Source organism: Roseovarius salincola, assembly GCF_026891095.1.
Classification (GTDB): domain Bacteria; phylum Pseudomonadota; class Alphaproteobacteria; order Rhodobacterales; family Rhodobacteraceae; genus Roseovarius; species Roseovarius salincola.
On record NZ_JAPTNL010000017.1, the window covers coordinates 64,287 to 76,385 of the forward strand.

Here is a 12,099-nt window from a genome sequence, read left to right on the forward strand (position 1 = left end):
TACGCAGGACCGACCATATCAGATCAAAATGGGAACGAAACAGATGCTTCCCCGGCTCACGTTTATTTTAGGAGGCGCCGCCAGCGGCAAGACCGCCTTTGCCGAATCCCTCGTGACGGGGGCGGGGCGCGGGCGCGTCTACCTGGCCACCGCCGAGGCCCATGACGACGAGATGCGCGCCAAGATCGCCCGCCACCGCGATTTGCGCGGCCAGGGCTGGCGCACCATCGAAGCCCCGACCGATCCGGGGCGCGCGCTGGCCGCGATCGGCGGCGATCAGGCGGTGCTGATCGACTGCGCGACCATGTGGCTCAGCAATCACCTTCTGGCGGACAGCGACCTGGAACAGGCCGAGGCCGAACTGATGGCGGGTCTTGCGCTCTGCGCCGCGCCGGTGGTGATCGTCTCGAACGAGCTGGGGCTTTCCGTCGTGCCCGAAAACGCGCTGGCGCGGCGATTTCGCCAGCTTCAGGGCGAGTTGAACCAGAAACTCGCCGCCAGATCCGATCTGGTGGTCAACGTGGTCTCCGGCCTGCCGCAGGTGCTGAAAGGCGCGCTGCCATGAGCCGGATTCACTGGGTCCGCCACGGGCCGACCCATGCCAGGGCGATGGTCGGCTGGTCCGACCTGCCCGCCGATCTGAGCGACAGCGCGCGCATTGCGCGGCTTGCGGCGCATCTGCCCGCCGGGGCGCTGGTCGTGTCCTCCGACCTTCAGCGCGCCAGCGCCACCGCCGATGCCATCGCGGGCAACCGGATGCGGCTGGCGCATGACCCGGACCTGCGCGAAATCAATTTCGGCGACTGGGAATTGCAGGCCTTCGACAGCGTCCCCGATCAGGACCGGCTGCGCGCCTTCTGGGACAATCCGGGCGATGCGCGCGCACCGGGCGGCGAAAGCTGGCACGAGGTCAGCGCCCGCGTCAATCGGGCCATTGCCCGCCTGCGCGCCGCCCATCCGGGGCGCGACATCATCGCCGTCGCCCATTTCGGCGCGATCCTGACACAGGTGCAACAGGCGCTGCGCGTCTCCGCCTATCAGGCGTTCTCGCACAAGATCGACAACCTGTCGGTGACCGAACTGCATTGGCAGGGCGACGGCTGGCAGGCGCAGCGGATCAACCACCTCCCCTAGGCGCGGGGCGCGCCCGGCCCGCCTGCCTGACCGGCCTGCCTCAGTTCATCAGCCCCGCATGGCGCAGCCCGTCATCGACCAGCGCGCGCGTGGGATCGCTCAGCCCGATCAACGGTGAGCGCACCTCCTCGCTGCACAGGCCCAGTCGCGACATGGCGTATTTCACGCCCACCAGCCCCGGTTCGGTAAAGATCGCCTGATGCAACGGCATCAGCCTGTCCTGCAATTCCAGCGCCTTGGCGTAGTCGCCTTCAAGCGTGGCCTTCTGCACATCTGCCACCAGCCGGGGCGCGACATTCGCCGTGACCGAGATCACCCCGACGCCGCCCTGCGCGTTGAAGCCGTGCGCGGTGGCGTCCTCGCCCGAGATCTGCACGAAATCCTTGCCGCAGGCGATGCGCTGCTGGCTGACGCGCGCCAGATCGCCGGTCGCGTCCTTCACCCCGATGATGCGCGGCATCTGCGCCAGTTTGCCCATGGTCTCGGGCGTCATGTCCACCACCGAGCGGCTGGGAATATTGTAGATGATGATCGGCAGATCGCAGCAATCATGCAGCGCGGTGAAATGCGCGATCATGCCCTGTTGCGTGGGCTTGTTGTAATAGGGCGTCACCACCAGCGCGGCATCCGCGCCCACCGATTTGGCGTGCTGCATGAAGCGGATCGATTCCAGCGTGTTGTTGCTGCCCGCCCCGGCGATGACCGGAATGCGCCCGTTCACCGCGCGCACCACTTCGCGCACGACGCATTCGTGTTCCTCATGGGTCAGGGTCGGGCTTTCGCCGGTCGTGCCCACCGGCACAAGGCCGTTGCTGCCTTCGCCGATATGCCATTCGACAAGTTTCTTGAGCGTGTCCAGATCCAGCTCGCCGTTCTTGAACGGCGTGACCAGGGCAGGAAAAGATCCTTTGAACATGACACGCTCCTCTCGTTTCGCTTGCGGGCGATCCAACGCGCCCTACCTTTTGCCGCGCGGACCCTAGCGGGATGTTGCAGGGCTGCCAAGTTTGTGAATGGACGGTTTGGCCGCACATGCATAGGCTGGCGCTGTCTATCCTTCGCCAAAGCAGGAAATGCAAGAGATGTTGCGCGGTCGTGGCCTTGTTATCTGGATTGTTGCTGTGATCGCCGGGGGAGCCGCTGGCGGGTTTGCGGGTCTCGTGCCGCCCGCCGCCGCCGCCGCCGATGCGCCGCGCCCTCTGGCCAGCGCCTTTCACGCCATGAAGGCCGACCGCTGGGACGTGGCCGCACGGCTGGCCGAACGCGACGGCCCCGCAGCCTCGGCGTTGATCGAATGGTATCGCCTCAGCGACGGGCGCGGCACGCCGGACGAGATTCTGGCCTTTCTCGATGCCTATCCCGACTGGCCCGGCCTCGACTATCTGCGCCGCCAGAACGAGGAAACCATGAGCGGCGCCACGGATATCCAGATCCTCGCCTTTTACGACGGCGGCGCGCTGCCCCAGACCGGCAAGGGGGCGCTCAGCCGCGCGCGCGCGCTCTTCGCCAATGACCGCGCAGGCGAGGCCGAGGCGACACTGGCGCTGGCATGGCTGACCATGGACCTGACCGAGGCCGAACACACCGCCTTCATCGGGTTGCATGGCGATTTGCTCGCGCCGCATCACGAGGCGCGTTTCAACATGACGCTCTGGCGCGGGCTGCGTGACGCCGAACAGATGGCGCCGCTCGTGTCCGAGGATCGCCGCCGCGTCGCCAGGGCCCGGCGCATGATCGAGGACGGCGACAGCGGCCTTGATGCCTATCTCGACAGCCTGCCTGACGATCTGCGCGCCGACCCGCTGATCAATCACGCTCTCTTCAACCGCCATATCGACCGGGGTCGCAGCGATGATGCCATCGCCGTGATCCTGCGCCAGAGCCGCGCCGAGGCGGGGCTGGGCGAACCCGATCGCTGGGCGGGCTGGCGGCGCTACCTTGCGCGCGCCCGGATGCGCGACGGCGACCCGCAGACCGCCTATGCGCTCGCCTCACGGCACCGGCTCGTCCAGGGCGCATCCTTCGCCGATCTCGAATGGCTCTCGGGCTATATTGCGCTCCGCCATCTTGACGACCCCGATCTCGCGCTCGACCATTTCCAGCGATTTCGCGGGGCTGTCGACACTCCGATCTCGCTGGGGCGCGCCGGGTACTGGATCGGCCGCGCGCTCGATGCGGCGGGCGACCCCGAGGGCGCGGCCATCGCCTATGCGCAGGGCGCCACTCATCAGAGCAGCTTCTACGGGCTGCTCGCCGCCGAACGCGCCGGCCTGCCTGCCGACCCCGCCCTTGCCGGGGACGAGACGTTTCCCGACTGGCGCGCCGCGCCCTTCGCTTCCGGGGCCTTGCACAAGGCGGCGGTGCTGGCGCTGGCGGCGGGCGATCTCAATCTGGCCGAGCGCTTCTTCACCCATCTTGCCGGCACCCAGGACCGCGAGGGCCTGGGCCAGATGGGCGCGATGGCGCAGGATCTGGGGCAGCCGCATCTTCAGGTGATGCTGGGCAAGACGGCAGCGCGGCGCGGCATCGTGCTGCCGGGGCCTTACTACGCGCTGCACCCGATGGCCGAAATGGACCTTGCCGCGCCGATGGAACTGGCCCTCGCGATCGCGCGGCGCGAAAGCGAATTCGATCACCGGGTGGTCAGCGGGGCGGGCGCGATGGGGCTGATGCAGCTCATGCCCGGCACCGCCTCCGACATGGCCCGTGAACTGGGCCTTGGCGATCACAGCCCTTCCCGCGTGCTCAATGACTGGCGCTATAATGCCCGGCTGGGTTCGGCCTATCTGGCCGGTCTGGCCGGGCGTTTCGGGGGCAACGTGGTGCTGATGTCAGCGGGCTACAATGCCGGGCCGGGGCGCCCGATACGCTGGATGGAGGACAGGGGCGATCCGCGCGCCGAGGAGATCGACGTGATCGACTGGATCGAACACATCCCCTTCCGCGAAACCCGCAACTACGTGATGCGGGTCGCCGAAAGCCTGCCCATCTACCGCGCCCGCCTTGGCCGCCAGCCTCATCCCGTGCCCTTCACCGAGGAACTGAAAGGCGCGACGCTGCTGGCGCCCTCGGATTAGCGCGCCGCCTTTTTCTGCCGCTGGCGCTGGCGCCAGAGCGCGAACAGCCCCGCCCCCACGATCAGCGCCGCGCCGAAGGCCACATTGGCGCGGATCGTCTCGCCGAACACCAACAACCCCAGCGCGCTGGCGAAGACCAGTTGCAGATAGGCGAAGGGCTGCACCGAACTGGCCTCGGCCACCTCGTAGCATTTGATCAGCGTGAAATGCCCCAGCGCTCCGGTCACGCATAATAACGCCATCCAGCCCCAGTCCGGGGCGATCATCGGCTCCCAGAACCAGGCGCCCACCGCCGTCATCGCCACCGACCCCACCGTGCCGGTCCAGAAGAACGAGGTCGCCGCGCTGTCCTTGCGCGCCACATAGCGCGTGAGCAACCCATAAAGCGCGAACATGAACGCCGCCATCAAGGGCACCACCGCCTGCGGCTGAAACACCCCGAAACCGGGCTCGAGGATGATGATCACCCCGACGAAGCCGACCCCGATCGCCGCCCATCGCCGCCAGCCCACGCTCTCGCCCAGCACCGGGCCGGACAGCGCCGCGATCAGCAGCGGGTAACAGGCAAAGACCGCGTGGCTTTCCACCAGCCCCAGCAGGGTAAAGCCGAAGATCATGACGCAAATCTCCGCCACCAGCAGCACCGCGCGAAACCCCTGCACCAAGGGCTGCGCCGTCGCCGCCGCCGCGCGCAACCCACCCGCCTTGCGCGCCGCCACCGACATCACGAAGGCGGCAAAGAACCAATAGCGGATCATCACCACCATCAGCACGTTGTATTCCCCCGCCAGATGCCGCGAGATTCCGTCCTGCACCGCAAAGATGAATGTCGTGGTCACCATCAGCATGATGCCAAGGCGGGTGTTCTGTTCGGTCATCGGGTGCCTTTCCGGGCGCGCGTCATGTGCCTCTTGCGCCCGTATCCCGGAATCCGCTCCACTTCAAACCCCGCCGCCGCCAGCCCCCGGCGCACGAAGCCGGCGGCGGTATAGGTCGCCGCCGTTCCATACGGCGCAGTATGCGCTGCAACCTCCCCCATCAACCCGTCTTCCCAAAGCGCCGGATTCTTCGCGGGCGAGAACCCGTCAAGGAACCACGCATCGGCGCAGCCCTGCCATGCGGGCAGCGTCTCGCGCGCATCGCCCAGGATCAGGCGAAACTCCAGCTCCGGCAGGGTGATCACTTGCGCGCCTCTGCGCCAATGAGCGGCCAGCGTGTCGGCGATCCCGGCCAGTTCGGGAAATCCCGCCTGCGCGCGGATCATGTCCTCGGCGCCCATCGGGTACGCCTCGAAACTGGTGAAGCGCAGCACCCCGCCGATCCCTGCCGCGCGCCAGGCCGCGATGCTCGCCAACAGGTTCAGCCCCGTGCCGAACCCCAGCTCTCCCACATGAAACCCGTCGCAAAACCGCTCCGGCAGCCCGTTGCCCGCCAGAAACACATGCCGTGTCTCGGCCAGCCCGTCCTCGAGGCTGTAATACGGGTCCTCGAACCGTGTCGAGACCGGCACGCCCCCGTCGCGCCATTCCAGATCGGCCAAATCAGTCATGCCTCGTCCCGGATCGTCCTTGCTGATGGCGCGCGGGCGCATCTTTCTGCCGCACCGCGCTTGGCATGGGCACGGGCGCCTGCCTGTGCCATAACGCCGCCGACAATGCAGGGCGCAAAAGGGAATGGCAATGGTCGACGTGACGGTGATGGGCGCGGGCATCTTCGGCCTCTCGGTGGCCTGGTCCTGCCTTCAGCGCGGCGCGCGCGTGCGCGTGATCGACCCCAACGGGCCGGGGCAGGGCGCTTCAAACGGCGTCGTCGGCGCGCTCGCCCCGCATGTGCCGGAAAACTGGAACGACAAGAAGGCGTTCCAGCTTGAAAGCCTGCTCATGGCCGCGCCCTTCTGGGCCGAAGTCCAGGCGGCCTCGGGCCTCTCTCCGGGCTATGCCCGCCTTGGCCGCCTGCAACCCGTCGCCGACGATCACGCGCTCGAACTGGCGCGCGTGCGCACCATCAATGCGCAGACCCTCTGGCAAGGGCAGGCAGACTGGCAGGTGATCCGCGCCGACGGGCTTGACTGGGCGCCGCTCACGCCGACCGGCTGGCTCATCCGCGACACGCTCAGCGCCCGCATGCACCCCCGTCAGGCGGGCGCGGCCCTCACGGCCGCCATCCGCGCCAGGGGCGGCGAGGTGCAGACCTCGGGCACCCCCTCGGGCGCGGTGGTCTGGGCCACCGGAATCGCCGGGCTCGAGGAGCTGAACGCACATCACCACCGCATCGTCGGCAGCGCCGTCAAGGGGCAGGGCGCGGTGCTCGACTTCGCCGCCCCGAACCAGCCACAGCTTTTCGCCGACGCGATCCATGTGATCCCCCACGAGAACGGCACCACCGCCATCGGCTCCACCTCCGAGCGCGACTTCGACGACCCCTCCGCCACCGATGCGCTGCTCGATGACGTGATCGCCCGCGCCCGCGCGGCGGTGCCCGCCCTCGCCGACGCTCCGGTGATCGGCCGCTGGGCCGGCCTGCGCCCGCGCACCCGCTCACGCGCACCGATGCTGGGGGCGCATCCGATCCATCAAGGGCAGTTCATCGCCAATGGCGGATTCAAGATCGGCTTCGGCATGGCCCCCAAGGTCGGGCAGGTGATGGCCGACCTCGTGCTCGACGGAGTCGACACCATCCCCGAGGGCTTCCGCCCCGAGGCGTCGTTCTAGGCGTCGGCATCTGACAGGAGCAAGGCGCGCGATGGCCAGACCGTGGGAAGATCTGGCACTCGCGCGGCGCCTTTGGCTTGATTCCGCGCGTGGGGGTGCGGCCCCGAGCGCGACATTCCTGCATAGCGCGGCATTGGCGGGAGGTCATCCCGCCTGCAAAACGGCTTCGCTTAATCCCTTTAAGTGCGCGAAATCCCGTACGAGTTCGCAAGGCAAGGTCGGAAACAGAGTCAGAAGTTCGTCGCGGGCGGGTGCCGCCAAGGAACTGAGCGCTTGCGGACCTGGGTAGAAGCTTTCGGAGGGGGCGCCTTCGGCGAAGATGACCTGATGCGCCTCGAAAACCAGGTGGAAATAGGTCACGCCACGACAGCCGTGCATGATACGCGTCCCCGAACGCGGCAACTTTGTCAGATGAATCGCGCGCACCAGAGTTTCTTCCCCATCCAAGCGCAACAACACTCCGTGCTGACGGGACACGACCAAAGGGGAATGAGACTGGATCAGCGTTGGTTTGATTTCGATGGGGCGCAGCTTTTCATTCTGCGCGAGTTCCGCAGGGCCAACGTGACGTTGACCGATCCAGATCAGGGGCTGCGGCCCGTTATCGCGAGTCAGCACAAGATCGTCGGGTTTGAGTGTTTCAATCCGGACCTCGCCTTTGGGTGTGGCGATCAAAGTGCCTGATGTGAAACAGACGACGCCCGTGTTTTCGGAGGTAAAGAAGGTGTTGTCAGCGGTTGCACCCGTGAATTGGATGCCTTCGTCGTTCGGCGTGCCGTTGGTGTCAAACTGCGTGTTATCCGAATAGTCGACGGTGTTCCCGCGCGTATCCAGCGTGTTGGACTGGTTCAGGACACCATCGTCGGCCTGGTCTGCATAGAGCTCGGAGATGTGATCGTAATACCCCGACAGATCGATGAAATCGTTGTTGTTGGGGTCGCCGTCATTGAGCGAACCTGTATTGCCGGTGTTGAAATCGGTAATCGTGTCCAGCCCGTCACCGGGCATGTAGAAGAAGTAATCGTTGCCGTCGCCGCCGGTCAGCTGGTCGTCGCCCAGGCCTCCCTCGATGAAATCGTTGCCGGTTCCGCCGTCTATCGTATCATCGCCATCACCGCCGAGGATGGTGTCATTCCCCGCGCCGCCGTCCAGGGTATCGCTGCCATCGCCACCATCAAGCGTGTCATTGCCATCGCCGCCGAGCAGCACATCGTCATCCGCGCCGCCATCAAGGTCGTCGTTGCCGTCGCCACCGTCCAGGATGTCGTTACCGGTTCCACCCAGAATGAAATCATCGCCCTCGTCGCCCGAAAGGCTGTCATTGCCTGCATCGCCGAAGAGGATGTCGTCATCGAGGCCACCGGAAAGCGTATCGTTTCCGTCGCCGCCACTCAGCAGGTCGTTGCCGGCGCCGCCAAAGATTTGATCATCGCCGAAGTTGCCGCTCAGATCGTCATTGCCGTCGTCGCCGCTTATGGTGTCATTGCCAGAACCGCCATCGACAATATCATCACCGTCGCCGCCCGAAACCGAATCGTCGCCGCCGCCTGCGTCAATCGTGTCATCACCACCATTGCCGAAAATCGTGTCGGCACCTTCGGTGATCAGGTCGCCCTGATCATCCGAATAGCCCACGGGCATGGATTCTCCGGTCTCGGCCCCGTCCACGATACCGTCGGGGTCCGAAAGGATCGTTTCGATCCCCTCGAAGGTAAGGGTCGAGCCATCGCCGAAGGTGACCGTGCCTCGGGTGGCACCATCATCGTTCGGATCGGCCTCCTGGATGATCGTGACGGCCCCTGCGCCGCGCAGGTCGAGCACGTCGTTGTCGGTGGTGCCTTCCGCGCCGCCGAAGACCGTATCGCCCGCGCCCTCGGCGGCACTGCTAGCGACGATCGTGTCGTTGCCTGCTCCGCCTATGATCTGGTCAGCGCCGGTCCCGCCGAACAGCTGGTCGTCGCCGTCGCCGCCGCGCAGGTCGTCGTTGCCATCGCCGCCGCTAATCGTGTCGTTGCCCGTGCCGCCGTCGAGGAAGTCGTCGCCATCGCCACCGAAGAGCTGGTCGTTGCCCTCGCCGCCGCGGATGTCGTCGTTGCCCTCGTCGCCGTTGAGGGTGTCGTTCCCGGCGCCGCCGTCGATGAAGTCGTTGTCGAGGCCACCCGAGACGAAGTCGTCGCCGCCACCGGCCCGGATGTCGTCATCGCCGCCATTGCCGAAGATGACGTCGTCGCCCTCGGTGATCAGGTCGCCCTGCGTATCGTCATAGCCGACGGGCATGAACTCGCCCGTCTCGGCCCCGTCCACGACACCGTCGGGGTCCGAAAGGATCGTTTCGATCCCCTCGAAGGCCAGGGTCGAGCCATCGCCGAAGGTGACCGTGCCCCTCGTGGCACCCTCATCGTTCGGATCGGCCTCTTGGGTGATCGTCACGGCCCCTGCGCCGCGCAGGTCGAGCACGTCGTTGTCGGTGGTGCCTTCCGCGCCGCCGAAGACCGTATCGCCCGCGCCCTCGGCGGCGCTGACAACGCCGATCGTGTCGTTGCCTGCTCCGCCTATGATCTGGTCAGCGCCGGTCCCGCCGAACAGCTGGTCGTCGCCGTCGCCGCCGCGCAGGTCGTCGTTGCCATCGCCGCCGCTAATCGTGTCGTTGCCCGTGCCGCCGTCGAGGAAGTCGTCGCCATCGCCACCGAAGAGCTGGTCGTTGCCCTCGCCGCCGCGGATGTCGTCGTTGCCCTCGTCGCCGTTGAGGGTGTCGTTCCCGGCGCCGCCATCGATGAAGTCGTTGTCGAGGCCACCCGAGACGAAGTCGTCGCCGCCACCGGCCCGGATGTCGTCATCGCCGCCATTGCCGAAGATGACGTCGTCGCCTTCGGTGATCAGGTCGCCCTGGCTGTCGAAGTAACCAACCGGCATGAACTCGCCCGTCTCGGCCCCGCCGACGATACCGTCGGCAGCGGACGCGCTGTAAGTGCCGTAGCTTACATCGATTTCATTCAGGGACTCTCCGTTACCGCTGGCCGGAACCTGGTATGTGGCCGTCACGCCGTCAGAAAAGGCATCACTGTCGGAGTTGATGTCGCCGCCACGATTGTCCGGTGCAAGCGTTGCACTGCCGATGGCTGTCGGGAATCGAAGCGAATAGAAGCCGTCCGCAAGGCCGTCAAAGGTATATCGACCCGTTGCATCGGTGGTCGTCGTCGCGATCGTAACGCCAAATTCGTTCCGCAGTTCGACAACGATACCTTCGATCCCGGGGTCGAACCCGCCGTTGCCATCGCGTTCCGTAAAGTCTCGGTTTTGGTCTAGTGTAACGCGACCTGAAATCGTGGACATTGTCGAAACTCCTTATGAGTTACCTGCACATGCTGCGGTCCGAGCCGAGCAGGACAAGAGTGACGGCGTGAGCCCGGCTGTGCGCGGCCGAAGACCGCCGCGGGTGCGCATGGCGACAGCAGTCCGGGAGAGCACTTTTGACGGGCGTAGCGAGGAACCGGCACCGGCCCTGCCGTCGATCGGGTCGGCCCCGGCACCTCCGATGGCAAGATCGCGGCCCGCATCGCCGCTGCCGCCGCCGTCGTCGCCTGCAAGACTGTCCGCAGCATTCGGGTCCGAGGCATTCAGCACCTCGGCCTGGTCTGTCCCGTCGAACGAACTCACCGTTCCGGTCAGAGGATCGTCCGCGGCAAAGGAGGAATCGCCAATCAGGCTTTCGATATGTGGCACGTCATTGGGGGCCGCCCCGGTGCCAAAGTCCTGCGACCCGATCAGGGCGCCGTTCTTGAAGATCGTGAAGGTGCCGGTATCGTCGAATGTTCCGGTAACGGTTGCTTCGAAAACGGTGACCATTTCTCGCGCTACTCTTTACTCTGTCTACTCTTTACTCGGTGTACGCACCCGTTGACGGCGCAAGTGCCAACGCCCCGTTCGTGACGACCGAGCCACAAAAGAGCGGTCAAAGTTTACGGTTCGCAGCTTAATGAGCTGTGAAACGACCGATTTGATGGCTTTTTTAGGAAGAAACTCTGCCTTCATGACTTGCAGCCGCGCCGTGAATGGTTCGGAACGCGTGTCGCCTGCAGATAGTCGCCCGCTGATAGGGCCGGTATTTTTGACGAGCGGCACGAGGGGCGCTTGCCGACCTCGCCTCGATCATAGGGGGATGGCCTCTGCCTGAAAGCCGACATCAAGCGACGATCGCATGATCTGGGTGATGTCGAACAAGGGGTGGAAAGTGGTCACTCACGGCGACGGCAGGGTTTCCGTCACGGGTGGCATGACGCAGCCCTTCCCCAAGCGAAACGCGGTAGCGGCTCTTGCTCCGGCGTTTTGGGGGACGGGTGAGGGGGTGGGATTTAGCCTTGGAGTAGTCAATGAGTTGATTGACTCAAGTTGGAAAAAACTCCTTTCAGCAACTATCAACTTACGAGGAACCCGTATACTCGGTTTAGCGTCTCAATAAGCCCATGAAAGAAACCCGGAGCGGTTACGTGTATCAGGCCTTCCGGTTCTGCTACGTCACCTTCGTTGAAAAAGAAGCTATCTGGCCGTTTAATTATAAATGGAAGTTCAGGGCTTTTAATTAGTTCTTCATAACTTGTACCCTGTCCGTGTTTCAGCACGTTCACGGCCAAGTAGTAATTCCAAACATCGTTCGCGAGGTCAGGCTGATCGGCATCGAATAGGTGCGTTCTTAGCGACTTAAAAAATGGGCCGTTTGGAAAATAGGGCTGCATCCGCGCCTCAAAGAGAGAAAAGACACCGACAGCGGCCATTTCCATCTGAATAACGGCCACTCGTAGACCATTTACAAAAACGGTTTGTCCACCTTGTTCGTCCATGAGCTTGTGCAATTCAGAAATGTCTTCGTCGAACTTCCGTGCTTTCGCCTCTGCCGCTGAGAGTAATAACGGCACACCTTCTATCGCGCCCATTTTGCATCTCCTGAACCCCTTACTTCCAAGAGCAATGGTAGGCACTAAGAAAGCAAGAAGGTCAATCTGACCTCCAAACCGCCATTGGCCGATTTTAGTCGCTCGGATGGAGCCAGATCTTCCGCTCAACTGAAAGTCAGCCCCCTCGGTAATCCCCCCATTTTTGATGGGGTTCAGCCGTAGAATTCAGGCGGCTGTTTTCAGCTTCATGGCGGGTGTCATGCCGCCGATGGCCATGTTGGGGCG

Annotated in this window: 10 protein-coding genes; 4 read left to right on the forward strand and 6 right to left on the reverse strand. The window is 64.7% G+C overall.

The features are described from left to right. The first annotated feature begins 43 nt into the window (after positions 1 to 43). Together cobU and N5A93_RS16045 are read left to right on the forward strand one after the other, a co-directional pair. Entirely contained in the window at positions 44 to 565 is a 522-nt protein-coding gene (gene cobU, locus N5A93_RS16040) for a bifunctional adenosylcobinamide kinase/adenosylcobinamide-phosphate guanylyltransferase (RefSeq protein WP_268956109.1), read from the forward strand. Continuing rightward, positions 562 to 1,134, forward strand: a complete 573-nt coding sequence (locus N5A93_RS16045; protein ID WP_268956110.1) for a histidine phosphatase family protein — start codon at positions 562 to 564, stop codon at positions 1,132 to 1,134. Before cobU ends, N5A93_RS16045 begins: the two co-directional genes overlap by 4 nt. Positions 1,135 to 1,174: 40 nt before the next feature. On the opposite strand, the gene dapA is transcribed toward N5A93_RS16045, so the two are convergent. After that, positions 1,175 to 2,050 carry a 4-hydroxy-tetrahydrodipicolinate synthase gene (dapA, locus tag N5A93_RS16050; protein WP_268956111.1) on the reverse strand — a complete coding sequence of 292 codons (876 nt, stop codon included), beginning with the start codon at positions 2,048 to 2,050 and terminating at the stop codon, positions 1,175 to 1,177. 157 nt (positions 2,051 to 2,207) lie between these two features. On the opposite strand from dapA, the gene N5A93_RS16055 reads away from it, so the two are divergent. Beyond that, complete coding sequence (locus N5A93_RS16055; RefSeq protein ID WP_268956112.1) at positions 2,208 to 4,211, forward strand: lytic transglycosylase domain-containing protein; 2,004 nt, start codon at positions 2,208 to 2,210, stop codon at positions 4,209 to 4,211. Here the strand turns inward: N5A93_RS16055 and N5A93_RS16060 are convergent. Both N5A93_RS16060 and mnmC2 read right to left on the reverse strand, forming a co-directional pair. Further along, positions 4,208 to 5,089, reverse strand: a complete 882-nt coding sequence (locus N5A93_RS16060) for a DMT family transporter (RefSeq protein ID WP_268956113.1) — start codon at positions 5,087 to 5,089, stop codon at positions 4,208 to 4,210. The two genes, N5A93_RS16055 and N5A93_RS16060, sit on opposite strands and share 4 nt — an antisense overlap. Beyond that, positions 5,086 to 5,760, reverse strand: coding sequence for a tRNA (5-methylaminomethyl-2-thiouridine)(34)-methyltransferase MnmC2 (gene mnmC2 / locus N5A93_RS16065; RefSeq protein ID WP_268956114.1), 675 nt, complete (start codon positions 5,758 to 5,760; stop codon positions 5,086 to 5,088). Before mnmC2 ends, N5A93_RS16060 begins: the two co-directional genes overlap by 4 nt. 130 nt (positions 5,761 to 5,890) lie before the next feature. On the opposite strand from mnmC2, the gene N5A93_RS16070 reads away from it, so the two are divergent. Next, complete coding sequence (locus N5A93_RS16070) at positions 5,891 to 6,922, forward strand: NAD(P)/FAD-dependent oxidoreductase (protein ID WP_268956119.1); 1,032 nt, start codon at positions 5,891 to 5,893, stop codon at positions 6,920 to 6,922. 144 nt (positions 6,923 to 7,066) lie between these two features. On the opposite strand, the gene N5A93_RS16075 is transcribed toward N5A93_RS16070, so the two are convergent. The 3 genes from N5A93_RS16075 to N5A93_RS16085 form a co-directional block, all read right to left on the reverse strand. After that, positions 7,067 to 10,255: a Hint domain-containing protein gene (locus tag N5A93_RS16075; RefSeq protein WP_328406974.1), complete on the reverse strand. Its 3,189-nt coding sequence runs from the start codon at positions 10,253 to 10,255 to the stop codon at positions 7,067 to 7,069. Between the two features lie 12 nt (positions 10,256 to 10,267). Continuing rightward, positions 10,268 to 10,768: a hypothetical protein gene (locus N5A93_RS16080; RefSeq protein WP_268956115.1), complete on the reverse strand. Its 501-nt coding sequence runs from the start codon at positions 10,766 to 10,768 to the stop codon at positions 10,268 to 10,270. 569 nt (positions 10,769 to 11,337) lie between these two features. Then, a complete protein-coding gene (locus N5A93_RS16085; protein ID WP_268956116.1) occupies positions 11,338 to 11,853 on the reverse strand; it encodes a hypothetical protein in 516 nt (171 codons plus the stop codon). Positions 11,854 to 12,099: the final 246 nt, after the last annotated feature.

Bases quoted from the DNA above. Each gene is read 5' to 3' on its own strand.
- N5A93_RS16045 (WP_268956110.1), top strand. From the start codon at position 562: ATGAGCCGGATTCACTGGGTCCGCCACGGGCCGACCCATGCCAGGGCG.
- N5A93_RS16080 (WP_268956115.1), bottom strand. From the start codon at position 10,768: ATGGTCACCGTTTTCGAAGCAACCGTTACCGGAACATTCGACGATACC.
- N5A93_RS16060 (WP_268956113.1), bottom strand. From the start codon at position 5,089: ATGACCGAACAGAACACCCGCCTTGGCATCATGCTGATGGTGACCACG.
- dapA (WP_268956111.1), bottom strand. From the start codon at position 2,050: ATGTTCAAAGGATCTTTTCCTGCCCTGGTCACGCCGTTCAAGAACGGC.
- mnmC2 (WP_268956114.1), bottom strand. From the start codon at position 5,760: ATGACTGATTTGGCCGATCTGGAATGGCGCGACGGGGGCGTGCCGGTC.
- cobU (WP_268956109.1), top strand. From the start codon at position 44: ATGCTTCCCCGGCTCACGTTTATTTTAGGAGGCGCCGCCAGCGGCAAG.
- N5A93_RS16075 (WP_328406974.1), bottom strand. From the start codon at position 10,255: ATGTCCACGATTTCAGGTCGCGTTACACTAGACCAAAACCGAGACTTT.
- N5A93_RS16055 (WP_268956112.1), top strand. From the start codon at position 2,208: ATGCAAGAGATGTTGCGCGGTCGTGGCCTTGTTATCTGGATTGTTGCT.
- N5A93_RS16085 (WP_268956116.1), bottom strand. From the start codon at position 11,853: ATGGGCGCGATAGAAGGTGTGCCGTTATTACTCTCAGCGGCAGAGGCG.
- N5A93_RS16070 (WP_268956119.1), top strand. From the start codon at position 5,891: ATGGTCGACGTGACGGTGATGGGCGCGGGCATCTTCGGCCTCTCGGTG.